This window comes from Sporolactobacillus kofuensis (genome assembly GCF_024125425.1).
Classification (GTDB): domain Bacteria; phylum Bacillota; class Bacilli; order Bacillales; family Sporolactobacillaceae; genus Sporolactobacillus; species Sporolactobacillus kofuensis.
In genome coordinates this window covers 235,828-262,744 of the sequence record NZ_JAMXWN010000003.1, presented here as the reverse complement: position 1 = coordinate 262,744, position 26,917 = coordinate 235,828, and the positions used below count along the sequence as shown (strand labels likewise).

23 protein-coding genes are annotated in these 26,917 nt (G+C 42.2%); 13 read left to right on the top strand and 10 right to left on the bottom strand.

What is annotated here, in order from left to right; all coding sequences use genetic code 11:
• Positions 1 to 71: 71 nt before the first annotated feature.
• The 9 genes from NIE32_RS04035 to dnaA all read right to left on the bottom strand — a co-directional run bounded on the left by NIE32_RS04035 (position 72) and on the right by dnaA (position 13,570).
• Positions 72 to 1,427, bottom strand: a complete 1,356-nt coding sequence (locus tag NIE32_RS04035) for a D-alanyl-D-alanine carboxypeptidase family protein (RefSeq protein WP_253053252.1) — start codon at positions 1,425 to 1,427, stop codon at positions 72 to 74.
• A gap of 168 nt (positions 1,428 to 1,595) precedes the next feature.
• Positions 1,596 to 3,062 (bottom strand): IMP dehydrogenase, encoded by a 1,467-nt coding sequence (gene guaB / locus NIE32_RS04030; protein WP_253053250.1) that lies wholly within the window; start codon positions 3,060 to 3,062, stop codon positions 1,596 to 1,598.
• A gap of 477 nt (positions 3,063 to 3,539) precedes the next feature.
• Positions 3,540 to 4,622 (bottom strand): HD-GYP domain-containing protein, encoded by a 1,083-nt coding sequence (locus tag NIE32_RS04025; protein ID WP_253053248.1) that lies wholly within the window; start codon positions 4,620 to 4,622, stop codon positions 3,540 to 3,542.
• 34 nt (positions 4,623 to 4,656) lie between these two features.
• Positions 4,657 to 7,116: a DNA gyrase subunit A gene (gene gyrA, locus NIE32_RS04020; protein ID WP_253053246.1), complete on the bottom strand. Its 2,460-nt coding sequence runs from the start codon at positions 7,114 to 7,116 to the stop codon at positions 4,657 to 4,659.
• Positions 7,117 to 7,163: 47 nt separating this feature from the next.
• On the bottom strand, positions 7,164 to 9,083 hold the full coding sequence (gene gyrB / locus NIE32_RS04015; protein ID WP_253053244.1) for a DNA topoisomerase (ATP-hydrolyzing) subunit B: 1,920 nt from the start codon (positions 9,081 to 9,083) through the stop codon (positions 7,164 to 7,166).
• A 186-nt stretch (positions 9,084 to 9,269) separates the two neighbouring features.
• Positions 9,270 to 10,388, bottom strand: a complete 1,119-nt coding sequence (recF, locus tag NIE32_RS04010) for a DNA replication/repair protein RecF (protein WP_253053242.1) — start codon at positions 10,386 to 10,388, stop codon at positions 9,270 to 9,272.
• A 16-nt stretch (positions 10,389 to 10,404) separates the two neighbouring features.
• A complete protein-coding gene (gene yaaA / locus NIE32_RS04005; protein ID WP_253053240.1) occupies positions 10,405 to 10,626 on the bottom strand; it encodes a S4 domain-containing protein YaaA in 222 nt (73 codons plus the stop codon).
• Between the two features lie 142 nt (positions 10,627 to 10,768).
• Positions 10,769 to 11,908 carry a DNA polymerase III subunit beta gene (gene dnaN, locus NIE32_RS04000; RefSeq protein ID WP_253053300.1) on the bottom strand — a complete coding sequence of 380 codons (1,140 nt, stop codon included), beginning with the start codon at positions 11,906 to 11,908 and terminating at the stop codon, positions 10,769 to 10,771.
• A 237-nt stretch (positions 11,909 to 12,145) separates the two neighbouring features.
• The gene (dnaA, locus tag NIE32_RS03995) at positions 12,146 to 13,570 is read right to left on the bottom strand and encodes a chromosomal replication initiator protein DnaA (protein ID WP_253053238.1); all 1,425 of its coding nucleotides are present in this window, start codon (positions 13,568 to 13,570) and stop codon (positions 12,146 to 12,148) included.
• A gap of 874 nt (positions 13,571 to 14,444) precedes the next feature.
• Here dnaA and rpmH point away from each other — a divergent pair.
• The 11 genes from rpmH (at position 14,445) to NIE32_RS03940 (ending at position 24,081) form a co-directional block, all read left to right on the top strand.
• A complete protein-coding gene (rpmH, locus tag NIE32_RS03990) occupies positions 14,445 to 14,579 on the top strand; it encodes a 50S ribosomal protein L34 (protein WP_010025605.1) in 135 nt (44 codons plus the stop codon).
• 450 nt (positions 14,580 to 15,029) lie between these two features.
• A complete protein-coding gene (gene rnpA / locus NIE32_RS03985; RefSeq protein WP_253053236.1) occupies positions 15,030 to 15,392 on the top strand; it encodes a ribonuclease P protein component in 363 nt (120 codons plus the stop codon).
• Positions 15,389 to 15,658, top strand: coding sequence for a membrane protein insertion efficiency factor YidD (gene yidD, locus NIE32_RS03980; RefSeq protein ID WP_253053234.1), 270 nt, complete (start codon positions 15,389 to 15,391; stop codon positions 15,656 to 15,658). Before rnpA ends, yidD begins: the two co-directional genes overlap by 4 nt.
• A gap of 4 nt (positions 15,659 to 15,662) precedes the next feature.
• Entirely contained in the window at positions 15,663 to 16,442 is a 780-nt protein-coding gene (yidC, locus tag NIE32_RS03975) for a membrane protein insertase YidC (RefSeq protein ID WP_253053232.1), read from the top strand.
• A complete protein-coding gene (gene jag, locus NIE32_RS03970; RefSeq protein WP_253053230.1) occupies positions 16,439 to 17,059 on the top strand; it encodes an RNA-binding cell elongation regulator Jag/EloR in 621 nt (206 codons plus the stop codon). The genes yidC and jag overlap by 4 nt, the downstream gene beginning before the upstream one ends.
• Before the next feature lie 280 nt (positions 17,060 to 17,339).
• Positions 17,340 to 18,719 carry a tRNA uridine-5-carboxymethylaminomethyl(34) synthesis GTPase MnmE gene (gene mnmE, locus NIE32_RS03965; protein ID WP_253053228.1) on the top strand — a complete coding sequence of 460 codons (1,380 nt, stop codon included), beginning with the start codon at positions 17,340 to 17,342 and terminating at the stop codon, positions 18,717 to 18,719.
• A gap of 58 nt (positions 18,720 to 18,777) precedes the next feature.
• Entirely contained in the window at positions 18,778 to 20,667 is a 1,890-nt protein-coding gene (mnmG, locus tag NIE32_RS03960; protein WP_253053298.1) for a tRNA uridine-5-carboxymethylaminomethyl(34) synthesis enzyme MnmG, read from the top strand.
• Positions 20,668 to 20,687: 20 nt separating this feature from the next.
• Positions 20,688 to 21,395 (top strand): 16S rRNA (guanine(527)-N(7))-methyltransferase RsmG, encoded by a 708-nt coding sequence (gene rsmG, locus NIE32_RS03955; protein ID WP_253053226.1) that lies wholly within the window; start codon positions 20,688 to 20,690, stop codon positions 21,393 to 21,395.
• Between the two features lie 85 nt (positions 21,396 to 21,480).
• The gene (noc, locus tag NIE32_RS03950; RefSeq protein WP_253053224.1) at positions 21,481 to 22,335 is read left to right on the top strand and encodes a nucleoid occlusion protein; all 855 of its coding nucleotides are present in this window, start codon (positions 21,481 to 21,483) and stop codon (positions 22,333 to 22,335) included.
• A gap of 131 nt (positions 22,336 to 22,466) precedes the next feature.
• On the top strand, positions 22,467 to 23,228 hold the full coding sequence (locus NIE32_RS03945) for a ParA family protein (protein ID WP_253053222.1): 762 nt from the start codon (positions 22,467 to 22,469) through the stop codon (positions 23,226 to 23,228).
• The gene (locus tag NIE32_RS03940) at positions 23,221 to 24,081 is read left to right on the top strand and encodes a ParB/RepB/Spo0J family partition protein (RefSeq protein WP_253053220.1); all 861 of its coding nucleotides are present in this window, start codon (positions 23,221 to 23,223) and stop codon (positions 24,079 to 24,081) included. Before NIE32_RS03945 ends, NIE32_RS03940 begins: the two co-directional genes overlap by 8 nt.
• Positions 24,082 to 24,252: 171 nt before the next feature.
• Here NIE32_RS03940 and yyaC read toward each other — a convergent pair whose 3' ends face one another.
• Positions 24,253 to 24,858 carry a spore protease YyaC gene (gene yyaC / locus NIE32_RS03935; protein ID WP_253053218.1) on the bottom strand — a complete coding sequence of 202 codons (606 nt, stop codon included), beginning with the start codon at positions 24,856 to 24,858 and terminating at the stop codon, positions 24,253 to 24,255.
• Positions 24,859 to 25,249: 391 nt separating this feature from the next.
• Between yyaC and NIE32_RS03930 the strand changes: the two genes are divergently transcribed.
• Both NIE32_RS03930 and NIE32_RS03925 read left to right on the top strand, forming a co-directional pair.
• Positions 25,250 to 26,632, top strand: coding sequence for a glycine--tRNA ligase (locus tag NIE32_RS03930; RefSeq protein WP_253053216.1), 1,383 nt, complete (start codon positions 25,250 to 25,252; stop codon positions 26,630 to 26,632).
• 61 nt (positions 26,633 to 26,693) lie between these two features.
• Positions 26,694 to 26,912 (top strand): DUF951 domain-containing protein, encoded by a 219-nt coding sequence (locus NIE32_RS03925; RefSeq protein ID WP_253053214.1) that lies wholly within the window; start codon positions 26,694 to 26,696, stop codon positions 26,910 to 26,912.
• Positions 26,913 to 26,917: the final 5 nt, after the last annotated feature.

The window sequence follows — 26,917 nt, the reverse complement described above, 5'->3', positions numbered from 1 at the left end:
TATGTGTGAAAAAACCGGGGTGTACCCGGTTTTTTCCTGTAAATCGCTTTTTTCATTGCTAAATCTATTTATTAAAAGAGACCCGCAATCCATGAGAAAAGGGAACCAAACACACTGCCAATACCTTTGAACAGCCGTACAAACCAATTGTTTTTATCGACTTGTTCTGCAGCAATCACAGGTATTTTATTGTTATTATCATAAAGTTGCCCATATTGAGCATTTCCCTTAGAGACCGGTGTTGCATAGCCAATCGTTTCTCCTTTTTTCACTGGGGCTTCGAGCTGACCGTCTTTATTTAATTTGGAACGATCCAGTACGACCTTGAATTTGGTAGATACTTTCTCGCCATTAGCAACTGCTGTAGAATAACTTTTTCCAAATGCTACTTTGACCTGGTCTTGCTTACCATTATGAACAGCCACAGCTTTTTGTCCCTTGATCAGCTGATTCTTCTTGGCAAGGGCCTTCTCTGAAAACTGTTGGTAGCCATAGTCAAAGAGTGCACGCGTTTGCTCGAAACGCTGTGCATCTGAGCTTGTACCCATAACAACACTGATGAGACGATGCCCATTACGATTTACTGTTCCGGTAAAGCAATAGCCGGCAAGATCTGTATGTCCGGTTTTTAAACCATCGACGCCTTCATATTTAAATTTATCCATATTCACACCGAAGCCGGGGAGCATGTAGTTCCAGTTCACCATCTGAATCGGTTTATTTGGCGCAACAATACCCGCCGTAAAGCTCTTTAAAGGAATCTTCGAGATATTCAATGCTTCAGGATAATCATTAATGACATGGTAGGCTAGTTTGGCGATGTCACGAGCAGAAAGCTCATTGCTGGAATTCGGTCCGCCATAAGGAGCAAACTTTCCTAAGTCCACATTATCAAGACCAGAGCTGTTGATATAGTGGGCACCGGTCATGCCAAATTTCTTGGCCGTTTTATTCATCAAATCAACAAAGTTCTTTTCGGAACCGCCAACTTTTTCAGCCAATGCAATCGTTGCACCGTTGGCCGAATAGATCGCCATCGCTTCATACAGCTCTTTAACTGTATATTGATAATCTTTTCTTAAGGGCACATTTGAGAATGAGCGATTTTGCGAGATTTGGTATACATAATCACTGACCGGCACTTTGGTATTCCAAGTAATCTTTTTTGAATGCAGTGCTTGCATAACCAAGTATTCGGTCATCATCTTCGTCATACTGGCCGGTGGATAGCGCTTATCTGCATTCTTCTCATATAAAATTTGCCCACTATTGAAGTCAATGAGAATTGCCGACTTTGCCTTTAAACCAAGTGTATCTTGAGCCGCCTGAGCCTTTGATGCAAATGGTGCTTGAAATGTGAGCGTCAGAACCAATAAAAATGCTAGAGCTGCCGCTGCATAGCGACCCAATTTTTTTCCGAAAATCAAACCCTACACCCCCGAATGAATTCATGCGTATCCCACGCATACACAGAAAACCGAGGCGTTCATTGCCGTCTCGAGTTTTCTTTATCTATGAAAATATATGGAAATCCTTTTTTCGCTCACTTGTCTTCATCAGCCAAAGCATGCTTTCTGTAAAAAATCAATCTAATGTCATTTAATAGAATAATTCGGAGCTTCTTTGGTAATCTGAACGTCATGTGGGTGACTTTCAAGTAATCCTGCATTTGTTATTCTTGTAAACCGAGCATTTTCGCGTAATGCCTGCAGATTTGCAGATCCACAGTAGCCCATTCCGGAACGCAGCCCACCGATTAACTGATAGATCGTGTCGGCAAGTTTGCCCTTGTAAGGCACACGTCCTTCGATGCCTTCAGGAACCAATTTCTTTTGATTTTCTTGGAAGTATCGGTCCTTGCTGCCGTGTTCCATCGCACTAACCGAACCCATACCGCGATAGACTTTAAACTGTCTGCCTTGATATATTTCCGTTTCACCAGGTGTTTCATCAACACCGGCAAGAAGCCCACCAAGCATCACTGCACTGCCTCCGGCTGCCAATGCTTTGACAATATCACCTGAATATTTAATACCGCCATCAGCAATAATGGCTACACCATGCTTGTCTGCTTCGTTCGCACAGTCATAAATGGCTGTGATCTGCGGTACACCGACACCGGCAACCACACGCGTTGTACAAATGGATCCTGGTCCAATACCGACCTTAACAACGTCAACACCGGCATCAATCAATGCTTTCGTTCCTTCAGCAGTCGCAACATTTCCTGCGATCAAGCTAACTTTTGGAAATCTTTTACGGATTTCGGCTACTTTCAGTAGTACACCTTTGGAATGTCCATGAGCAGTATCGATAACGATGGCATCTGCACCCGAATCGACAAGCTTTTCAACACGTACTAGAGCATCCGCTGTGACACCAACAGCTGCAGCAACGAGTAATCGTCCATGTTCGTCTTTTGCCGAATTTGGGAATTCAACTACTTTTTCAATATCTTTTGTCGTGATCAATCCCTTAAGAACACCCTGATCATCAACAAGTGGTAATTTTTCGATTCTATTTCTATTCAGAATTTCTTCTGCTTCTTTGAGGCTTGTACCTACAGGTGCTGTGACGAGATTATCTTTTGTCATCATATCACCGATTTTAGCCGAATAATCCTTCACAAAGCGCATATCTCGGTTGGTGAGAATACCGACAAGATGCTGTTCTTTTTCATTGTCAACAATCGGCACACCGGAGATCCGGTATTTATTCATTAAGTGTTCCGCATCAAAGATCTGATTGTCAGGAGTTAAGAAGAAGGGGTTTGTGATGACCCCACTTTCAGATCTCTTAACCTTGTCGACATGTTCCGCTTGTTCTTCAATCGACATATTCTTATGAATAACACCCATACCGCCTTGCCTAGCCATGGCAATCGCCATCGCTGCTTCAGTAACTGTATCCATTCCTGCACTGATAATTGGAATATTTAGATTCAAGGTCCGAGTCAACGCTGTCTTAATGGAGACATCTCTTGGCAGAACTTCCGAAGCTGCCGGAATAAGCAATACATCATCAAAGGTCAGCGCTTCTTTTGTAAACTTATCTTCTCTCATCAATGTTAGATTACCCCCAAGGATTGATTGTCTTACTTTCCGAAAATTTTATTGATAGCTTATCAAGTGCATTAGTCACTGTCAAGAATACAACTTGAAGTTGAATTTTTCTAATAACAATGATCCCATACTTTTAAAAATGAAGCCGACTTTGTTCACTGTTTGTGTCTATTATATACGGATTTTCACAGGATCACAGGTAGTTTCTTTTTCCAGTAACAAATGAGAATAAGACAGGGCTAAGAAAAATCGGGCAAAAAGCGCCCGGTCCTTTATGCCATGCCCGATTTTGCTGATGCTCCGGTTGCTCGCATCAGCTAAGACAGCCGCGGACGATCCATGAGCCTCCTCAAACAACCGGTAATCTGCGGGGTATCACTTGGCTCGCGATTCCCGCAGGAGTCTCGCACCTACGCATTTTGTTCATAACCGCTTGCTTTAAAAGCATATACTTGTGAAAAAGAAACGTCACCATTGTTACATAAAGCATTCAATGGTAACGTTTCGAGTTTCCGATAGTGCAATCACTCGGTTGTCTGTCAAATGGATCATTGGCCGTGTTGGGTCCTTAACAGGAATAAACGTAATCTCACCGGACTGCCCATTTGATAGTCGAATGTTCATACCGATGAAAAGGGTCATGAGTTCATAACAAAATTTATCCATAAGATAGCCGGATAGTTTGCCATAGGATGCATCCCTCATTGTACCAAGTGCTGTCAAAACATTGCTTCTACGCGACGAGGCGAGTTGATTCAAAAAGGTGTCGCAAATGGCCAATATTTTCCCGTACTGGCTTAGTTGGGACCCTTCAATAGCCAAGGGATAGCCGCTGCCATCTTCTCGCTCATGATGTTGAATGATTGCAATCAGTACCTCATTTTTCAATGTAGGAAGGCCCTTAAGCATTTTATAACTGTCAACGACATGCTTTTTATAAAGAGCCTTCTCACTTCCCACATAGTCTTCCTTCTTATTCAGCAGTGACGGTGTCAGCTTGGAAAGGCCACAGTCTGCAAGCATCCCTGCAAGGCCCAGTTGAACCGTTTCTCCTGTACTGCAATTAAATTTTTTTGCAAAAAAAGTAGCGAGCAATCCGAATGTAACACTGCGGGCAGCAAGCGTTTCGAACCTGCTCTGTGAGACCAAAAATGATGAGAACCACATCGGATCATTCATCATCCCCGTAATTAACGGCATCATGGCTTTTCTGAAATCACCAATCATAACACTAGATCCTGACTGCCAGTTCGCAAAAAAGGCGGCATAAGCATCCACTGATTCCTTATACAGTCTATCGAGTGGATGGACCGTACTCGTTTCAGCTATCGATTTTGGTGAATCCATTTTTGGAGCTGTCTCTTTTTTTGCGACAGTTCGTTTTTTTTTGCCTTGTGTGAGGTGATCGACCTCAACTTGATCGATCAAGAATGCTTTAAGAAATGCGATATGCGTTTCATTCAGCACGGTTCCTGCCTTCATTAATGGCTTTACTGATTTTGAATAGACATCCTTTTGTAATACACAACCAGTCTCTAATTGTTCTGTCTTGGCCATCATGTAGGCTCACCTCACAATAAATACACCGACAAGATCATTCGTCTTCGCTTTCGTCTTCTTGCTCTTCCTCATTACTCTGAATACGGGCAATCGTAGACACACTGTCGCCTTCATCAACCCGAATCAAGGTTACACCCATCGTATTTCGACCAAGCTTGGATATACCCGACACGGGCATGCGAATGATGACTCCATTTGCGGTCATAATCATAAGGTCTTCATTTTCGTCAACGGTTCGCAGCGCAACCAGTTCACCGTTCTTGCTTGTAATATTGCATGTCTTAAGGCCTTTCCCGCCTCGGGTTTGCGGGCGGTATTCACTACAAGCGGTACGTTTGCCGAAGCCATTTTGTGTGACAATTAGGACATCAAGATGGTCATCCGCAATGCCCATGCCGACGACTTCATCACCATCAACCAATGTGATCGCCTTGACACCGGCTGCGGTGCGCCCCATGGCACGCACATCGGTTTCATGGTATCGAATCGCCATACCTTTTCTCGTGCCGACGATTAAATCACGTTTTCCATCGGTCAGTCGGACAGCAATTAATTCATCTTCATCACGTACTGTGATCGCAAACAATCCGCCTTTTCGTATATTTGAAAAATCGGACAGTGTCGAACGTTTCGTGATGCCGTTTTTTGTCAAGAAGACAAGATAGTGTTCCTCGTCAAATGCTTCAACAGGGAAGAAAGCAGTGATGTACTCATCCTTTTCAATTTGAATCAGATTAATGATTGGAATTCCTTTGGCTGTTCTCCCAAATTCAGGAATCTGATACCCTTTGAGCTGATAAACGCGTCCTTTATTTGTAAAGAAGAGGACATGGTGGTGCGTGTTCGTCTGGAACAAGTGCTCAACGAAATCATCTTCATTGGTTCCCATTCCTTGAACACCTCGTCCACCACGGTTCTGACTTCTGTACGTGTTGACAGGCATACGTTTTACATAGCCGTTATGAGAAACCGTGATCACGATATCTTCACGTTCAATGAGGTCTTCATCCTCGATAAGATCATCACCGACTGTGATTTCTGTCCGGCGAACATCATTGTATTTCTCTTTAATTTCACGCAGTTCTTTGCGAATAATGTGCAGCACTTTTTGTTCGTCAGCAAGGATAGCCTTCAGTTCGGCAATCTTATTGATGAGCTCCGCGTACTCTTGCTCAATTTTTTCTCGTTCCAGTCCGGTCAGTCGTTGCAGACGCATATCCAGAATCGCTTGAGCCTGAATCTCGGTCAACGAGAAGTTATCCATCAAACCTTGTCGCGCAATGTCTGTCGTTTTTGAGTTACGAATCAGCGAGATGACTTCATCTAGATGATCCAGAGCCACTCTCAAACCTTCGAGTATATGCGCCCGTGCTTCTGCCTTCTTCAATTCAAAAGCAGTCCTGCGGCGAATGACTGTTTCCTGATGCGCAAGATAATAGTGCAGGCATTCCTTCAGAGTCAGAATCCTTGGCTTGTCATCAACGAGCGCCAGCATGTTAATGCCGAAACTGGTTTGCAGACCGGTGTGCTTATACAGATTGTTCAGCAACACATTTGCATTTGTGTCGCGTCGTACTTCAATAACCATCCGCATCCCTTGACGGTCGGATTCATCGCGTAAATCGGTAATTCCTTCGATCTTCTTATCCCTAACTAATTCTGCAATGCGTTCGATAAGCTTCGCTTTATTCACCTGATAAGGAAGCTCAGTCACAATAATACTTTGTTTTCCATTCGAATTCTCTTCAATTTCGACTTTGGCACGAACAATGATCGAGCCGCGACCGGTACGATACGCACGTTTTATCCCTTCGCGTCCAAGAATTAATCCACCGGTTGGAAAATCCGGACCAGGAATATAGTCCATGAGTTCGTCCGCTGTGATCTCAGGATTCTTACTCAATGCAAGTACTGCATCAATGACTTCACCAAGTTGATGTGGGGGAATATTCGTCGCCATACCAACCGCAATACCTGATGCACCGTTCACCAATAAATTTGGAAAACGTGACGGAAGAACTTTTGGTTCTTCCTCGGTATCATCATAATTTGCTTGAAAATCAATCGTTTCCTTGCGAATGTCACGAACCATTTCCATTGAGATTTTGGACATTCGTGCCTCGGTGTAACGCATAGCTGCCGCCGGATCTCCATCGACGGATCCAAAGTTTCCATGTCCGTCCACTAACTCGTAACGGTAGCTGAAATCTTGAGCCATACGGACCATCGTATCATAAACGGCGGAATCACCATGTGGATGGTACTTACCAATGACTTCACCGACAATTCTTGCTGATTTCTTATATGCTTTATCTGACGTAATGCCCAGCTCATTCATGGCGAAGAGAATACGCCTGTGTACAGGCTTCAGTCCATCACGTACATCTGGCAATGCTCGGCTGACAATGACACTCATTGCGTAACTTAGGAATGAGTCGCGCATCTGTTTGCCTATATTGACGGGCTTGACTCTCCGTTCATCTTGCTCTGCCATTTTGCTTCCTCCTTGCTAACTCAAACTATTTTCGCGATCACTGTGCATTAAACATCCAGATTTTCTGCGTAACGCGCGTTTTGCTGAATGAAATCACGTCTTGGTTCAACCCGGTCACCCATTAACATTTCAAACGTCTGATCCGCCTCAATTGCGTCTTCAAGCGTTACTTGAAGCACAAGTCGATTTTCCGGATCCATTGTCGTTTCCCAGAGTTGTTCCGGGTTCATTTCACCAAGACCTTTGTATCGCTGTAATGCCGGTTTTGCATTTTCCGGAAGCTCACCCTGGATTCGCTTTAGTTCCGGATCATCATACGCATAGCGCAGGTTTTTTCCATATTGCACGCGGTAGAGCGGTGGTTGGGCGATATAGATATACCCATTTTCAAGCAACGGCCGCATGAACCGATAGAAGAATGTTAATAAAAGCGTACGAATATGCGCACCGTCCACGTCTGCATCGGTCATAATTATTATCTTGTGGTATCTTGCTTTCTCAAGATTGAATTCATCACCAATGCCTGTCCCAAGCGCTGTAATCATTGCACGGATTTCTGCATTGGAGAGAATTTTGTCTAATCGAGCCTTCTCCACATTAATAATTTTTCCTCGAAGTGGAAGAATCGCTTGATATAGGCGGTCACGGCCTTGTTTTGCCGAACCGCCGGCAGAGTCTCCCTCGACAATATACAATTCAGAAATGCTGGCATCTTTTGATGAGCAATCGGCAAGCTTGCCGGGGAGTGAAGATACTTCCAAACTACTCTTGCGTCGCGTGAGTTCCCGTGCTTTTTTTGCCGCTGTACGTGCTCGTGATGCGATAATCCCTTTATCAACGATAAGACGAGCCACATCAGGATTTTCCATGAGAAATCTTGAAAAAGAATCTGAGAATAGCGTATCTGTGATTGCTCGAACTTCAGAATTACCTAACTTTGTCTTGGTTTGTCCTTCAAACTGTGGATCAGGATGCTTCACGGATACGATCGCAGTTAATCCTTCACGCACATCATCCCCGGTTAAATTCGCATCGCTGCCTTTAATGAATTGATTTTTACGTGCATAATCATTAATTACACGCGTTAATGCTACTTTAAATCCGTACTCATGCGTACCGCCTTCATGCGTATGGATATTATTTGCAAACGAATAGAGCTGGCTTGAAAAACCGCTGTTGTACTGCATCGCGATTTCTACTTTAATGCCGTCTTTTTCTCCTTCAAGGTCGATCGGTTGATGAATGACCTCTTTGGAACGGTTCAAAAATTCAACATATGAACGAATGCCGCCCTCGTAATGAAAGGTCTCTTTTTTATCTTCTTCACGTCTGTCTTCAATGGAGATTCGGATATTCTTATTCAGAAAAGCCAGTTCCCGTACACGAACACGCAACGTTTCATACTCAAATGTGGTGGTATCCGTAAAGATTTCCGGATCCGGGTCAAAATGTGTTGTCGTTCCGGTTTGCTCGGAATCACCAATAATTTTCAAATCAGCGACCGGTTTGCCGCGATGGTATTCTTGATAGTACACATGACCGTTTCGATAAACTTTAACCCACATCTTCGTTGACAACGCGTTAACAACAGATGCACCAACCCCGTGGAGTCCACCGGACACTTTATATCCGCCACCGCCGAATTTTCCTCCGGCATGGAGTACAGTCATAATGACTTCAACTGCAGGACGACCAACTTTCTTCTGAATATCGACGGGGATTCCACGTCCGTCGTCCATGACTGTAATCCCGCCTTCTTTTTCAATAATCACCTGAATATGGCTGCAGTAACCCGCAAGTGCTTCATCGATGGAGTTATCGACGATTTCCCATACAAGATGATGAAGTCCTTTTTCGCCGGTTGTGCCTATGTACATGCCCGGCCGTTTTCGTACCGCCTCAAGCCCCTCGAGGACCTGTATTTGACTGGCATTGTAAGACTGTTTGTTTTCTTGATTTTCGCTCATTGTAACCCACCTAACTTGGTGTTTTCTGAGAATCTCATATTCTCATGTGCAAGCATCTGAATTTGAGGGTAGCGATATAAAACCCTTAAGATTACAGAATTGCCTACGAAAAAATCGATCATTTCTCACACAGTTCATTATAGAACTTCAGGCTTATGAATGAGCAAGATTGCTTTTATCTGCTATTCACTGCTTTACGCATTCTACTTTTCCCTTATGAATCTGAAAAAGTGTGGCTCTTTCCAGTAGACTCTGATCCAGTCCGTCAACAGATGTTGTCGTCACAAACGTCTGTACTTTTTGCTTAAACACACCGAGCAGATGTGTCTTTCTTATGTCATCTAATTCACTGAGCACGTCATCCAGTAAGAGAATAGGGTACTCGCCGACTTCATGCTTAATAAGCTCAATTTCTGCCAGTTTAACGGACAGAGCCGTCGTTCTCTGCTGTCCTTGGGATCCAAACGCTTGAACGTCTTTCTCATTTACAAAGAAACTTAGATCATCGCGATGTGGTCCGATTAGGGTTGTTCCTCTGTCCATTTCCCTTTTCTTTTGCCGCTCATAGCTTGCCTGATAAGCTTGTATTATTTTTGACGAATCGGCATTTTCTAATACATCAGGAACTGAAGATTGATAGACAATGGACAGTTCTTCCCGTCCATTACTGATTTCTTGCTGAATGGATGATGCCCATGCATTGAGTTGCTGAACAAAAACAAGTCTGCGAGAAATGATTTCAGCAGCAAGTGCAATCAATTTTTCCGTAAGAATATCGAGTAATGTGCTGTCCACATGCCTAGATGCGCCTCTTAATAAGGCATTTCGTTGCTGAAGAACCTTTTGATACGCACCCAAACTATGGATGTAGACGGGCGCAATTTGTCCAATTTCCATATCAATAAAACGACGACGTACCGAAGGACTTCCCTTGACCAAATTCAAATCTTCCGGCGCAAACATGACTACATTACATAACCCTACATAGTCACTGAGTTTGCGTTTTTCCAAATGATTGGCTTTGGCTTTCTTGCCTTTGGATGACAGAGTGATTTCAAGCGGAATCGATTGATCATGTTTTGTTATTCTACCTTTTATTTTACCATAATCCTGCGCCCATTGGATTAAATCTTTATCATGAGTTGTCCTTGGAGACTTGGCAATTGCGAGCACATAAATCGCTTCAAGTAGATTGGTTTTTCCTTGGGCATTTTCACCAAGAAAAACGTTTACAGAGTCAGAAAAAGACAGCTCTAAGCTGTCATAATTCCTATACTGTGCTAATTCAATACTTTCAAGTTTCACAGTGGGGCGTCTCCCCTCAACGGCGACTGATTATGAATTCACCCGAATCAACAATTTTTATTCGGTCCCCTTCATATAGTTTTTTCCCGCGCCTATTTTCATGTTCGTCATTAACAAAAATTTCGTTCTCTGAAAGAAAATGTTTGGCTTCTCCACCTGTTTGAATTAAACCCTCATATTTAAGCAACTGGCCTAAGGTTATAAATAATTCACCATTATTCAAGTTCAGCTGTTTCATCGTTGCCTCTTTTCTCCATCATCAGTCATAGATCGTGGTCTATGGCATAGAATGAGGACAGGATTCTGATTTTTTCTAAAGAATACTTTGCATAGATCAATCCTTAGTTGCATGTACACCAAATGCTAACGGATCGTTTCTGTTAAAAAGTCCGAATAGGCAAAATCAGCATTAAGATATTTTCATCACCGATTGGACGGATAATAATCGGCCGCATTGGACCGACAAAATGAATGCGAACACTTTGTGCATCCAAGCGGCTTAAGGCATCCATCATAAATTTCGCACTAAAGGAAATCCGCAGAGGCTCGCCTTCAAATTTCTCAGTTACTAAGGTTTCATAGACGCGACCAAGTTCAAGTGATTGTGAAGAAATTTCTACCTGGTTTCCTTCTGCACGGAGTTTTACAACATTGTTCCGTTCTTCTTTTGCAAGGAGTGAGGCACGCTCAATCGCATGATAAAGTGCTTTTGTGCCAAGATCAATAGTCGTCTTGCTGTCCGTTGGAATAAGACGGCTTGTATCCGGATAATTTCCATCAAGCAATCGTGAGTAGAACTGGACATTCTGACTCTTAAATAATATTTGGTTGGCAGTCATGACAATATCAACCATCTGCTCATCATCGTCATCGAGAATTTTTGAAAGCTCATTTAAGCTCGCTCCCGGAATGACCAAAGTATGCGCTTCAGAATCCTCTGCCTTTTCGACAGTAACTGAACGTTGTGCGAGACGATGGCTGTCTGTTGCTACACAAGATAAAGTATTCCCTTCAACGATCCATTTCACACCGGTTAATACCGGACGTGTTTCTGTAACGGATACAGCATAGACGGTTTGCTTAATCAAATCCTTGAGCAGATCTTTACGAATTCTAAATACGTCGTTCTCATTAATAATGGGAAGGTTCGGATACTCTTCCGGATCAAGTCCATTCAAACTAAACTCACTGTTACCAGAAGTAATTTTTGTAATCATCCTGCTATCCACTTCAATATGGATATCTTCATCCGGAAGTTTGCGAACAAGTTCAGAAAAAAGGCGTGAAGGCAGAACAATTTGTCCCGTTGTCATGATGACAGCATTTTCGTTTCCGTCTTCTTCTACTGGGATAAAAGATTTAATCGAAATATCTGAGTTACTTCCTGTTAATGTAATACCATCCATACCAGCAGTAATTTTCACACCAGTAAGTATAGGAATTGTTGTCTTAGAAGAAATTGCTTTCATGACACGATTAACTGCGTCAGCAAGTTTTTCTTTTTGTACCGTACATTCCATTGCGAGCGCTGCATTGGGATTTGATTCTTGCGTTCCTTGCATGTTTGTTGCCTCCAAATATTATTTTAAAGAATTAAAAATAGTAATCATAATAGTAGGGCCTGTGAATATGTTAGTAAGTAGGAGAAGACTACGAGAAATGGTTTATCCACATGTTGATAAGTTGTGAATAAAATTGGGGGCGTGTCGGCTAATTATACACACCCCTGTTTATACATTTTTCATAAGTTCGTTCTGTTACTGAGTCTTCATCGGCGCCTTGAGTTGATCAATGAGTGCATTCACCTTTTTTTGAAGATCACGGTCAACCGATAATTGCTTTGTAATTTTTTCATGAGCATGGATGACTGTTGTATGGTCTCTTCCCCCGAATTCTTCGCCGATTTTCGGCAGCGACGAATCGGTAAGTTCCCTTGCAAGATACATGGCAATCTGTCTTGGGAATGCGATCGATTTTGTTCTTTTTTTGGCGGCAAAATCCTCTAGCTTCAAATGATATTCCTCTCCAACAGCGATCTGAATATCCTGAATCGTAATGGTTTTTGGTCTTGCTGACGGGATAATGTCCTTCAGCGCTTCTGCAGCCAAATCGACATTAATATCTTGATTATTCAGTGATGAGAAGGCGATCACTCGAATCAATGCGCCTTCCAACTCTCGAATATTGGTGTCAATTTGATTGGCAATATAGATCATGACCTCGTTCGGAATATCCAGTCCCTCAGCCTTAGCTTTTTTACGCAGAATTGCGATACGGGTTTCCAGATCAGGAGGTGTAATATCTGTTATTAGTCCCCATTCAAAACGCGAGCGCAACCGATCCTCTAGTGTTGGTATTTCTTTTGGCGGACGGTCGCTTGAAATGACGATTTGCTTGTATTCTTCGTGAAGCGCGTTAAAAGTGTGAAAAAATTCTTCCTGTGTTTGTTCCTTCCCCGCAAGAAACTGAATATCGTCAATTAACAATACATCAACACTCCGATATTTGTTGCGAAATTCAACTGTTTTGTTATCTCGGATGGAATTAATAAATTCATTCGTGAATTTTTCCGAGGAGAGATAAACAACGCGTGCTGAAGGATTATGTTCAATGACATAGTGTCCAATTGCGTGCATGAGGTGTGTTTTTCCTAGCCCAACGCCACCATAGATGAATAAAGGATTGTAAGCTTTCGCCGGTGCCTCGGCAACCGCAAGCGACGCTGCATGAGCGAAACGATTCCCAGAACCAATTACAAATGTTTCAAAGGTGTTCTTTGAATTTAACATGCTATTATTCAATTCTTCAACGCGATGCCGGTTTCGCTGATTCATGCTCCCGTAGTTCTCATTCTGGGCATTTTGCGGACTGAAATGCATTCCATCACTCTTTCCATTATTTGCTGCAGCAGGCGCGGCATCATTGTCGGAATTTTTATTTGGAATGACAAATTGGACATGATAACGGGATCCTGTGATCTCGTAAAGAATATCGGAAATGAGTTTTGCATAGTGTTCCTCAAGCCAATCACGTGAAAATTCGTTAGGCACACTAACAACCATCATTTGACCATTAATTGATTGAGCGCGCGTTTCTTTTAACCAGGTTTCAAAACTTGGCTTACTCAATTTCTTCTTAATAATGTCCAAAGTCTGTTTCCATATCTCTTGAAGGTTGTTCAAAGTGGGGCTACCCTCCTCAAAAGTTGCATAAGTACGATGAAAACCTAACCAGCCTTAGCCTTCGGGTAAATGAGCAAATGTGTGAGCGTCCGTTAAAAAGACAAAAAATAACAAACACAAAGACGCCGAGCAGTGCGAAAAGCATGCTTCCGGCTTCTCTCATTATTCTATGGGGCAAGATTCAATCAGGAATTTTCATACAAGCAATCTTGTCGTTCAGTTCTTGAACAGATTCACAATTTATCAATACGATTTTTATCCACAAACAGCATAGGCAGATAGGAGACAGTGTAATCGCATAGTAGCAAAGTTATCAACAAGGTGCATATGTTGTGGATAACTATGAATCACAGGTGTTAATAAATGTACACAGAACGATCCACAAGCCGTGGAAAACTTTCTGTGTACAACTTCGCTCACCTAAATAAATGCACTATGATCATATCAAATATTCGCTTTTAAAGCAATGATCGACAAATGTTATCCACAGTGGATATCTTTATGCACAGAACAGTTATTCACAGGGGGTCAATTTGTGAAAAAATTGTCGATAAACAGTGTGGAAAAACGAATCCTGTTGAAAAATAATCCACAGGCAAGCTGAATAGATTGAAGCAGGGGATAGGATTGACTTTTCAAAGGGAACTATTTATAATAAGTCAGACTGGTTTTGGAATTAAAGCCGATGAATTTTGGGGCTGAACAAAGATAAGAAAAGAAATTCATGAGTGAGCAATTTTACTGATGTTTTCGATTCTTATTGTGGTATTTTGACAGATCGGCTAAATGGATAGAGTAAGCGAATGATGAATTTCGCGATATAACATTTGATTTGTCGGCAATCCTAATTCTATGCCGCTGGGAGGTGTATCAATTGAAACGTACTTTTCAACCGAATAACCGTAAGAGGAAAAAAGTTCACGGCTTCCGCGCGCGGATGGCAACAGCAAATGGCCGCAAGGTACTCGCTGCTCGTCGTCGCAAGGGAAGAAAAGTTCTATCAGCATAAAGCCACTGTGTGACCAGCAGTGGTTTTTTTATACGATTAAAGGATATTTAGAAAATTTGGGGAAAATGTTATAAGTGCATCGTTGACTTCATTTTTCTAGAGGTTAATGAAGCAAAGTAATCTTATACCTTTCTTATTGGGATAAAGAGCGTTTCATTTTTTTAAAATGTAAAACGATATGAATTGACAATGATTAAACGTCGGCAGAATTGAGTATCATGGGTCGGGTGAGTACCAAAAGGGTTGCCTGCTTATGAAACAGAGTGTAAAAGTATTGGCTTATGCAATTTTCAAAGAGGAAAGCCTTGTTATTCCAATCCTAATCTTTATACTGAAAAGTAGAATGATTGAAAGAAAAGTTTGGAATGACGAGAAAGCAGCAGGGCTTTTTTACGAAACACGGTATTGCTAAATACGAACTCAAGTTGAGACGTCCCATGGAGGGACAAAATGAAGACATTAAAACGATTAAAGAAAAACCAGGATTTTCAGGTCGTCTTCAAAGACGGCAAATCTTTTGCAAACAGACAATTTGTCGTCTACGTGCTGAATCAGCCGAATCAGCCTTATTCAAGGCTGGGCTTATCTGTGAGCAAAAAGATGGGTAATGCAGTGATGCGCAATCACATTAAACGATATATTAAAGCTATTTTTCGTGAGTTTTCGGACAGGCTTGAGGTTGGAAATGATTACATTATTATTTCTCGCAAGCCGGTAAGTACAATGTCTCATGTAGAAATGCAGAAGAGCTTAGAGCATGTTCTGAAGAAGGCACATGTTCTTGCCACTGTCCGCAGGGAATTACAGAGATGAAATATCTGTTGATTTTTATTATTCGTTTGTACCAAAAATTCATTTCTCCATACACACCACCGACTTGTCGTTTTTATCCGACCTGTTCTCAGTATGCCGTAGAAGCATTCACTCGATTTGGTGTGATCAAAGGAGGGTGGCTAACAGTCAAACGTCTATTAAAATGTCAGCCTTTTCATCCTGGAGGGATAGATCCTGTTCCAGAAAAATGTACACATAAAAAGACGGGCATGTTCAGGCATCGTTCGGATTGTTCGAGGAGGTAGTGTTTTGAGGAAAAAAATGTTGGCCATCGGTTCGCTGATTCTTTTGACCGTAATAATGGCAGGTTGTGCGAATGTAAATGAACCAATAAATGCGCAGAGTACAGGAATTTGGAGCAGATGGTTTGTTTATCCTTTATCTGAATTTATCATTTTTGTTGCAAAAACGCTCTGGAATAGCTATGGGCTTGCAATTATTGTAACGACGATCATTGTTCGACTGGTGCTGATGCCATTGATGGCGAAGCAAGTCAAGAGTTCTCAAGCGATGCAAGATCTCCAACCGAAAATTAAAGAACTACAAGCAAAGTACAGTTCCAAAGATCAAAATACTCAAAAGAAACTTCAAGAAGCGCAGATGAAGCTCTTCCAAGAAAATAAGGTTAATCCACTTGCAGGTTGCCTTCCAATCTTGGTTCAGATGCCGATCTTATTTGCATTTTATCAGGCAATTATGAGAACACAGGAAATCAAAGCACAATCGTTCTTGTGGTTTCAGCTTGGAAATTCAGATCCTTTTTATATTTTACCGATCATTGCGGCTGCAACGACCTTCTTGCAGCAGAAGATTATGATGGGCAGAATGGGGAATACAAACCCACAAATGGCCATGATGATGTATGTGTTCCCAATAATGATTGCTGTTCCGGCATTTTATTTTCCATCAGCATTGGCTCTTTATTGGGTTGTCGGAAATATTTTTATGATTTTCCAAACCTATATTATTTATGAAAAACATGACGATAATAAAGCACAACAGCCAGCGGGAGGCGCTAAGCAGAAGTGAGGGAAGTAACCAAGTATGGAAAGACGGTTGCAGATGCGGTATCCATCGCCCTCAAAGAGTTAAACGCGACCGTCGAACAGGTGACTGTTCAGGTCGTTGAAGCACCTAGATCCGGTTTCTTTGGCATTGGTGCAAAAAAAGCACTGGTCAAAGTTATGCTCAATAAAACATTTTTTGATAGTGGTGTCGATTATTTAACAGAAATCATTAAGCAGAGTGGATTGTCTGTCCATATTCAGGTTGAAGAACGCAATGCGCGTGTTTGCCGATGCCGTTTGGTCGGACACGATGCTGCGCTACTGATCGGAAAACACGGAAAAACATTGAATGCTTTGCAGTTTTTAGCGGAGCGCATGGTGAACAGTTTGTCTGAACATCATTTAAGCTTTTTCCTTGATGCTGAAAACTATCGTGCAGCCAGAAAAAAAGCGTTGGTTGAACTTGCTCAGCGTATCGCAGATAAGACAGTCAGAAGCGGTCGCCCGTACCGATTTGAGCCTATGCCTGCTTTTGAACGAAAAATCGTCCATCATGCTTTGTCCCGAAATCAAAAGATCCAGACCTATTCAAAGGGTGATGAACCCAGGCGTTATTTAATTGTTGCGCCGCGTTCCTAATCAATAAATGGATGAAATGAAGGAAGCACGCAAATCGCGGGCTTCTTTTCATATTAAAAGCTTCTTCCACTTTAGGCGCATTTTGCATCATTTTTTGAGTATCTCAAATAACTTCCATTTTTCATTTGGCGAAAAAATAATGTATGATAGACTTTGAAAAAGTTTACCTTTTGCTAACCCCGTTCCCGTTTGAAGGGAACTTTCTGATAAATTCGGTGTTCTGTGTCCATTAATGAAGGACAGTGTTTGAAAAAGACGAAAATAGAAAGAGGTGATAAAATTGGATTATGATACAATTGCCGCGATCTCGACCCCAGTGGGTGAAGGTGCTATCAGTATTGTTCGATTGAGCGGACCGGATGCCATTTCTGCAGCTGACCGTTTATTTCAGGGCAGTAAATCCCTAAGTGAGGTTCATAGTCATACCATTCATTACGGAAAAATTGTTGATCCTCAAGAGGGTCAATCGGTTGAAGAAGTGATGGTTTCCGTAATGAGAAAACCAAAGACATTTACTCGTGAAGATGTCGTGGAAATTAATTGCCATGGTGGTTTAACGAGTGTTCATCGTGTGCTTGAACTGGTATTGGACCAAAATGTCCGATTAGCAGAGCCGGGAGAGTTCACGAAACGCGCTTTTTTAAATGGCAGAATTGATCTTTCTCAGGCTGAGGCCGTGATGGATCTTATTCGTGCAAAAACTGATCAGGCAATGAACGTCGCGATGAGTCAAATGGAAGGTAAACTTTCGATATTGATTCGGAAACTGAGGGATCGATTGCTTGAAATTCTCGCTGCGGTAGAAGTAAATATCGATTATCCGGAATATGACGATGCTGAAGTGATGACAAATAATATTCTTCATGAAAAAGCGTCAGAAGTGCGGCAACAGATCGACAGGATTTTATCTACGGCACGACAAGGAAAAATTTTGCGAGAAGGGTTATCAACCGTGATCGTTGGGCGCCCTAATGTTGGAAAATCCTCGCTGCTCAATCAGCTTGTTCATGAATCCAAAGCGATTGTCACGAATGTTCCCGGAACAACACGTGACGTGATTGAGGAATATGTCAATGTTCGCGGCGTGCCATTGAAACTTATTGACACAGCCGGGATCAGAGAGACGGATGATATTGTTGAAAAGATCGGTGTAACCCGTTCAAAGGAATTGCTTCAGTCAGCAGAACTTATCTTGCTCTTAGTTAATGGAAATGAAAAATTAACCGATGAGGACCGCAGACTTTTTCAACTGATCGGAAAAACACCGGCGATTATCTTATTAAATAAAGCCGATCTGCCGCTCGAAGCATCAATTGATGAAGTGGCGCAGCTGGCAGGTGAAAGGCCCGTCCTTAAGACCTCAATGATTAATGAGAAAGGTCTGGATGAACTAGAAAAAGCGATTGCCTCGCTGTTCTTTAGTCAAGATGTGTCAACAGGGGCAGAGGCTTATGTCTCCAATACGCGACATATCGCACTTCTGAAACAAGCGCGCTCTGCAATTAATGATGCGCTTGAAGCGGCAGATCAAGGGTTGCCGGTTGATATGACACAAATCGACATCAAACGCACTTGGGACTTACTTGGAGAAATTGTTGGAGATACGGTGTCCGATCGTTTGATCAATGAATTGTTCTCGAAATTTTGTTTGGGGAAATAAACTGCTCGGCAGTTTGACTATAGAGGAATACTCAATGAACAGAAAGGAAGGATTAGAAATGAAATCATACAATGCCGGTACTTATGATGTGATTGTTGTTGGTGCCGGACATGCCGGTGTTGAAGCGGGACTTGCTGCGGCACGTATGGGTGCCAAAACGTTAATGCTGACGATCAGCCTTGAAGGGGTAGCCTTCATGCCTTGTAACCCATCCGTGGGTGGGCCGGCCAAGGGCGTTGTGGTTCGGGAAATCGATGCGCTAGGCGGTGAGATGGGCCATAACATAGATAAAACGTACATTCAGATGAGGATGCTTAATACGAGGAAGGGTCCGGCTGTCCGCGCACTTCGCGCACAAGCAGATAAACAACTTTATCAGCGTGCGATGAAGGAGACGATTGAGGAAACAGAAAATCTGACGTTGAGGCAGGGTATGGTAGACCATCTGATCGTTGAAGAGGGTGTATGCAAAGGTGTCGTTGTGGCAACAGGTGCTGCATATTATGCTAAATCCGTTGTCTTGACCACCGGTGTCTACCTTAAAGGAAAGATTATTATCGGTGAACTGCAATATGAAAGTGGTCCGAATAATATGCAGGCTTCAGTAAAATTGTCGGATCACCTTAAGGCGCTTGGCTTTGATCTCGTACGCTTCAAAACGGGTACGCCGCCCCGTGTAAACGGGCGCACAGTGGACTATTCGAAGACGGAAATTCAGCCGGGCGATGACGCGCCACTTGCATTTTCCTACGACACAAAGGAATTTATTAAAGATCAAATTCCATGCTGGCTGACTTATACAAATTTGGAGACGCATAAAATCATCCAAGAGAATTTGGACAGATCACCTATTTTTTCAGGTGCGATTGTAGGGACTGGTCCGCGGTATTGTCCATCAATTGAAACGAAAATTGTTCGGTTCAATGACAAAAACCGGCATCAACTTTTTCTTGAACCTGAAGGCAAAGCAACAAAAGAAGTCTATGTAGACGGCTTATCGACGAGCATGCCTGAAGAGGTGCAAAGAAAGATGCTTGCAACAATTCCAGGTTTGGAGCATGCAGAGATGATGCGCCCTGGTTATGCCATTGAATATGATGCGGTTGTGCCAACACAATTATGGCCATCTCTTGAAACAAAGAAAATCAGTGGCCTCTTTACAGCCGGCCAAATTAATGGCACATCAGGATATGAAGAGGCGGCAGGGCAAGGCTTGATGGGAGGCATTAATGCGGCAAGAAAGGCACTTGGCAAAGAGCCATTGATTCTTGACCGATCTGAGGCATATATTGGTGTTCTTATCGATGACCTAGTGACTAAAGGAACGAAGGAACCTTACCGGTTGTTAACTTCACGTGCTGAATATCGATTGCTTCTGCGCCATGACAATGCTGATCTTCGTTTGACCGAGATTGGGCATCAAATTGGCCTGATTCCCGATGAACGCTATGAACGATTTCTTGCGAAAAAGCATTTAATTGAACAAGAACGGCAATATTTTGCTGTGACAACAATCAAGCCATCAGAATCAGTGGATGCATTAATGAAATCGAAAGATGCTGCGCTACTTAGGGAACCAATGAAGGCAGAGCAATTGTTGAAACGGCCTGAGCTGTCCTATCAAGATGTCGCAAGTCTACTTCCGGAGCATGGATCGATTCCTGTAGAAGTCGGTGAACAAGTGGAAATTCAAGTAAAATATGAGGGCTATATTAACAAGCAGCTTCAGCAGGTTGAGAAGATGAAGCGAATGGAAAAGAAAAAAATCCCTCAGGACTTGGATTACAGTAAAATTGATGGCATTGCAACGGAAGCAAGACAGAAGCTCACGGATGTACGCCCAATCTCTGTAGGCCAAGCTTCGAGAGTTTCAGGTGTCAATCCGAGTGATATCGCCATTCTGCTTGTTTATTTGGAAGAGGGTAAACTAGCTAGAAGAACGGGTTGATGATCAAGCGGGAGGCAATTATGAAATTACTTGAAGAATTATTACAGGATAATGAGATACAGTTAAGTGCAGTGCAAAGCCAGCAATTTCAGCGATATTTTGAGTTGCTGATTGAGTGGAACGAGAAAATGAATTTGACCGCAATAACGGATGAAAAGGAAGTAGCGATCAAACATTTCTTTGATTCCCTGACACCGGTTTTCTATTTTTCTTTCCGTGACATACGGACACTCTGCGATGTTGGCTCTGGTGCTGGTTTTCCAGGTATACCACTCAAAATACTCTTTCCTGAATTAAAACTGACAATCGTTGATTCGTTGAAGAAGAGATTGGCTTTTTTACAGACTGTGGTTGACAGCTTAGCTTTGGATCATGTCACACTTTGCCACGATCGGGCCGAGACATTTGCACATAAGTCCGACATGCGTGAACAATTTGATCTTGTTACGGCGCGAGCTGTCGCAAAGTTGTCCGTGCTTACTGAATACTGTTTGCCGCTCGTTCGGCAAGGCGGTTCATTTATTGCATTGAAAGGTATGAATGCAGAAGATGAAGTACAGCAAGCGGATCATGCGATTCATCAACTGGGTGGAACGTTTGGTCAATCCGTTGCTTTGGATCTTCCAGAAGAATCCGGGAAAAGGGTCTTGGTGTGCATTAATAAAACATCATCCACTCCAGGTAAATATCCAAGAAAGCCAGGAGTTCCAGCGAAAAATCCTCTCTAAGTGTTTCACGTGGAACATTATGGAAGGAATCACGAGTTGTTAGGAGAATATAACAAGGCAGAGAGTAAAAGGTGGTGGCGCGAACATGAAAAATCATTTTTCAAAAATATTTAATCATGGTGAGGAAGCAGCAGCCGCACAGGATGTTGAACTGGGTCGGGTTCAGGAAATTGACGTTTCATTAATTACACCTAATCAATATCAACCACGATCCGTATTCGATGAAGAAAAGCTCCAAGAATTGGCTGCAACGATTGATGAGCACGGGGTTATTCAACCCATTGTACTCAGACCACTAGGGGACAAGTATGAAATCATTGCCGGTGAACGTCGTTGGCGTGCGGTTTCTATTTTAGGATGGAAAACCATTCCGGCAATTATTAAACCACTAGACGATGATCAGTCTGCATCAATCGCCTTGATCGAGAATTTACAACGCGAAGAATTAACAGCTATTGAAGAAGCAATGGCCTATGAGCGACTGATTGATATCCATGGATTGACGCAGGAAAGCCTGGCTGAAAAACTAGGGAAAGGGCAGTCAACAATTGCGAATAAACTTCGACTGCTAAAATTACCAACCTCCGTACAAAGTGCCATTCTTGAAAAGAAAATTACAGAACGGCATGCTCGAGCACTCATTATTCTTAAGGATCCTGATCTTCAGGAGAAATTGCTTACTGAAATTATTGAGAAACAACTAAATGTAAAGCAAACAGAAAATCGTGTAAGACGCTGTCTAGAAAAAAGCAAGGAAGAAAAGACAGAAGAGACGAAAAAAGCAAGACGCTTCTCATTAAGCAGAGATACGCGCATTGCGGTAAATACCATAAGGCAATCGGTTCATATGGTTACTGATTCCGGGCTTGATATTGATACAAACGAAGAAGATATGGGCGACTATTATCAGTTCACGATCCGTATTCCAAAGCATAAATAACACGAACAAAAAACTGAAACCATCGATGATGGTTCTTTTTTTTGTTTTTAAATTAAAGTTACAATGTCCTGTTCCAATCAATTCATGCTAAAATGGACTATAGCGATTGAAGATTGAGAGTAGGTGGAAGTGTGAGCAAGACATTAGCAGTCGCAAACCAAAAGGGTGGGGTCGGCAAGACAACAACCGCAGTGAACCTCAGTGCATGTATGGCGTCACTGGGCTGTAAAGTTTTATTAGTCGATGTTGATCCACAAGGAAATGCGACAAGCGGTTCTGGTGTGGACAAAGGTGAGGTAGATGAGTGCGTCTATGATGTTCTCGTGGACGAAGTTGAGATCTCAAAGGTCATTCATCGTTCAGCAATTGAAAATCTTGATGTTGTCCCATCAGCAATTCAACTAGCAGGTGCTGAAATTGAACTAGTGTCAACGATTTCAAGAGAAGTTCGATTGAAACGCGCCTTGGAAAAAATAAAAGATACATATGATTATATAATCATAGATTGTCCTCCATCACTGGGACTTTTAACAATTAATGCATTAACTGCGGCAGATGCGGTTATCATACCTGTTCAGTGTGAGTACTATGCCCTTGAAGGACTAAGCCAGTTGCTCAATACGGTCCGACTTGTTCAAAAGCATTTAAATCACCATTTAGCTATTGAGGGTGTCTTATTGACGATGCTTGATGCACGAACAAATCTTGGCCTACAGGTGATCCAAGAGGTGAAAAAATATTTTCAAGATCGGGTATTTAAAACCATCATTCCTCGAAACGTTCGTTTAAGCGAAGCACCAAGCCATGGACAACCGATTATCATCTATGATTCCAGGTCCAAAGGTGCTGAGGTTTATCTTGATTTCGCAAAGGAAGTGATCACGAATGACTAAAGCGTTGGGGAAAGGGTTAAATGCTTTTTTTCCTACAGCATTTACTGAAGAACTGGATAACGCTGTTGAACATGTGAAGCTGACTGATTTGCGCCCAAATCCCTATCAACCGAGAAAAAAGTTTGATGAACAAGGATTGGAAGAACTCGCCACATCAATTCGTGCGCACGGAATCATCCAACCGCTTATCGTACGAAAAAGTATTAAGGGCTATGATATCGTAGCTGGTGAACGTCGATTTCGGGCAGCGAAGCAAACTGATCTGACCACGGTTCCTGTTGTGATCAAAGAACTTTCTGATGAAGAAATGATGCAGATCGCGTTAATCGAGAATCTTCAACGTGAAAATTTGAATCCAATTGATGAAGCCGTTGCGTATAAGAAGCTGATGAAGGGTTTACACATGACTCAAGAAGAACTTGCAAAAAAGTTAGGCAAGAGTAGGCCACATATTACGAATCATCTGCGATTACTTCAACTGGATTCAAAAGTCACTGCACTTATTGAACAAGGAAAACTATCGATGGGGCATGGACGTGCACTGTTAGGGTTAAAAGATAAGAAACAAATGCCACTTGTGGTTAATAAGGTATTAAAGGAACAAATGAATGTTCGCCAACTTGAGACATTGATTCAGAAGCTTAACAATAATGTTCCACGTGAAACATCCAATAAGAAACAATGGGTGATGTCGCCTGAATTAAAAGATCGAGTGTATAGCTTGCGTGAAAGATACGGTACTTCTGTAAAGATAAAGCCAGGTGTAAACAAAGGAAAAGGAAAGATTGAGCTTGACTACTATTCGTCGGAAGATTTATATCGGTTAATTGAAATCATGGAAGGGCGGCTATGATGCCGGCCTTTTTTTACAGTAAAGAAAGTATATGCTTTCAAAAGCAAGAGGTTATGAACCAAATGCATAGGTACGAGACTTCTGCGGAAGTCGCGAGCCAAGTGAGTCCCAGCGGCTGTCCTAGCTGATGCGAGCAACTGACGCATCATCAAAATCAGGCATCATGAACGTTTAATCCATCAGTAAGAGTTTTGAAAGAAAACGGCTACGTTTCCTTGAAACGAGAGCCAGACTGAGACTTTGACCGATCACCCGTGATAAATTCATGACAAGGTTAAGCCGTGTATTTTGAAGGACAGAGTACTCCATGAATCCACTAATATTGACGACCCCTGTAATGTTGATATCGCCAACAGGAACCAGCTGTTTTTTTACACCTGCACCAGGAAATACAGGACCTTCAGAAACGGTAATATTCCCAATATTTTGCTGCTTGCCAAGACAAGCATCAATACCAATAATAAAAGGATCTTTATAGGAAGCGTGAATCAATGCGATGGTTTCATTTAAATTGACCGCGTGTACCGGCTTTTCAAGCGTTCCATAAATATAAGTATCAGGTAAATGGCGACCTTCAAGATAGGAACCAACGAGTGGACCTAAGGCATCCCCAGTGGAACGATCTGTTCCAATGCAAACAACGACTATGGGTGCTGTGTTCATCTCAGGCAATAGTCGACGAATGGCTTGAACGAGTGAATGATGTCTACTGTGATCTTGATAGTGAATCGGTGTTCCCAACCGTTGTTCTTGCGTTCGATCAACTTTTAGATTCATAGATTCGCGCCTCCAAACTACAAACAGTATATGAGGAAAACGAATTTTTTATACAGGCAAGGGATAGAAAAGATTTTGTGTAGACTTAATTAAAAATCTGTCTTTTTTACTAGAAATAGGATATACTATGTATCAGAAAATAAGCAGGAACTATTTATAGGTAGGCAATGATGGAAAGGAGTACTCATTGTAGCTGCAGGTAGCGATTCGGGGATAGTGAGAGCCTGATTGCAGCATTTGAGGAAGGCATTCCAGAGCCACAGCGTACTAAAGTGGGTACAGTGATCTGTACCAATTAGGGTGGAACCGCGTGAGCATACTAAAGCTTTCGTCCCTAGGCAAGAGCCTAAGGATGAAAGCTTATTTTATTTCGATAAAGGAGTCATTGCAGATGAGTAAAACAATGGAGCAAATTGTAAATCTAGCGAAGCAGCGAGGCTTTATCTTTCCAGGATCAGAAATCTATGGTGGGCTTGCGAACACATGGGATTACGGCCCAATCGGTGTAGAACTAAAGAATAATGTAAAAAAAGCATGGTGGAAGAAATTTGTTCAGGAATCGCCTTATAATGTGGGCCTTGATGCAGCTATTCTTATGAATCCGAAGACTTGGGAAGCTTCCGGACATATTACAAATTTTAACGATCCAATGATTGACTGCAAAAAGTGTAACTCTCGTTTTCGTGCAGATAAACTCATTGAAAGCAATATTCCTCAGACTGAACTTCCGGGACCGGTTGATGGATTAAATTTTGAAACGATGGAACAACTGATTGAATCACATCATATTTCATGTCCGGAATGTGGTGAACATGATTTCACATCCATTCGTCAGTTCAACTTGATGTTCAAGACGTATCAAGGAGTAACTGAAACAGCGAAGGATGAGATTTATCTTCGCCCTGAAACGGCACAAGGTATTTTCGTTAATTTTAAGAATGTGCAGCGTACGATGCGCAAGAAGATTCCATTTGGTATTGGCCAGGTTGGTAAATCGTTCAGAAATGAAATTACGCCAGGAAACTTTACATTCAGAACAAGAGAGTTTGAACAACTGGAATTGGAGTTCTTCTGCAAGCCAGGTGACGATGAGAAATGGTTCCAATATTGGCGCACATTTGGCTATGAATGGTTAAAATCCTTAAATGTAAAAGAAGAAAATTTGCGTTTGCGCGATCATGAAAAGGAAGAACTCCCGCATTACAGTAATGCAACGACCGACATTGAATATCTATTCCCATTTGGTTGGGGCGAATTATCGAGTCTCTCCTCACGTACAGATTATGATTTGCGCCGTCATATGGAAGTATCCGGCCAAGATCTTCAATACATTGATCAAAATAATAATGAACGCTATATTCCTTATGTCATTGAACCATCATTAGGCGCCGACCGTGTGACACTTGCTTTTCTTGCAGATGCCTTTGAGGAGCAAGAGATTAGCGAAAAAGATACACGTACCGTACTTCATTTTCATCCAGCACTCGCACCATATAAAGCAAGTATTCTTCCACTGTCGAAGAAGTTGAGTGAAGAGGCAATGGCTATTTACCAAGAACTGGCCAAGGATTATATGGTTGACTTTGATGAAACAGGATCAATTGGCAAACGTTATCGCCGACAGGATGAGATCGGAACACCGTTCTGCATCACCTATGACTTTGATTCTAAGGAAGATGGTAAAGTCACTGTTAGAGATCGTGATACGATGGATCAAGTGCGACTGCCGATCAGTGAACTTTCTGCGTTTATTAAAGAAAAAATTGCATTCTAATAAAAGTGTGATTAAGAATTACATGTACACGCAACACATGCGCCACTAAGGAGGAAAGACGATGTCTAATCCCCGTATCCACTTTGATTTGAATGATGTTGTTGAGATGAAGAAAGCTCATCCATGTGGTGAAAATAAATGGAAAATCATTCGTATGGGCGCGGATATCCGCATTAAGTGTCTCGGTTGTAGTCACAGCGTTCTGATGCCGAGGAGTGAATTTCAACGGAAGATCAAGAAAATTCTTGAACACGGGTCGGATGCTGAAAATGGTGAATAAGTCGC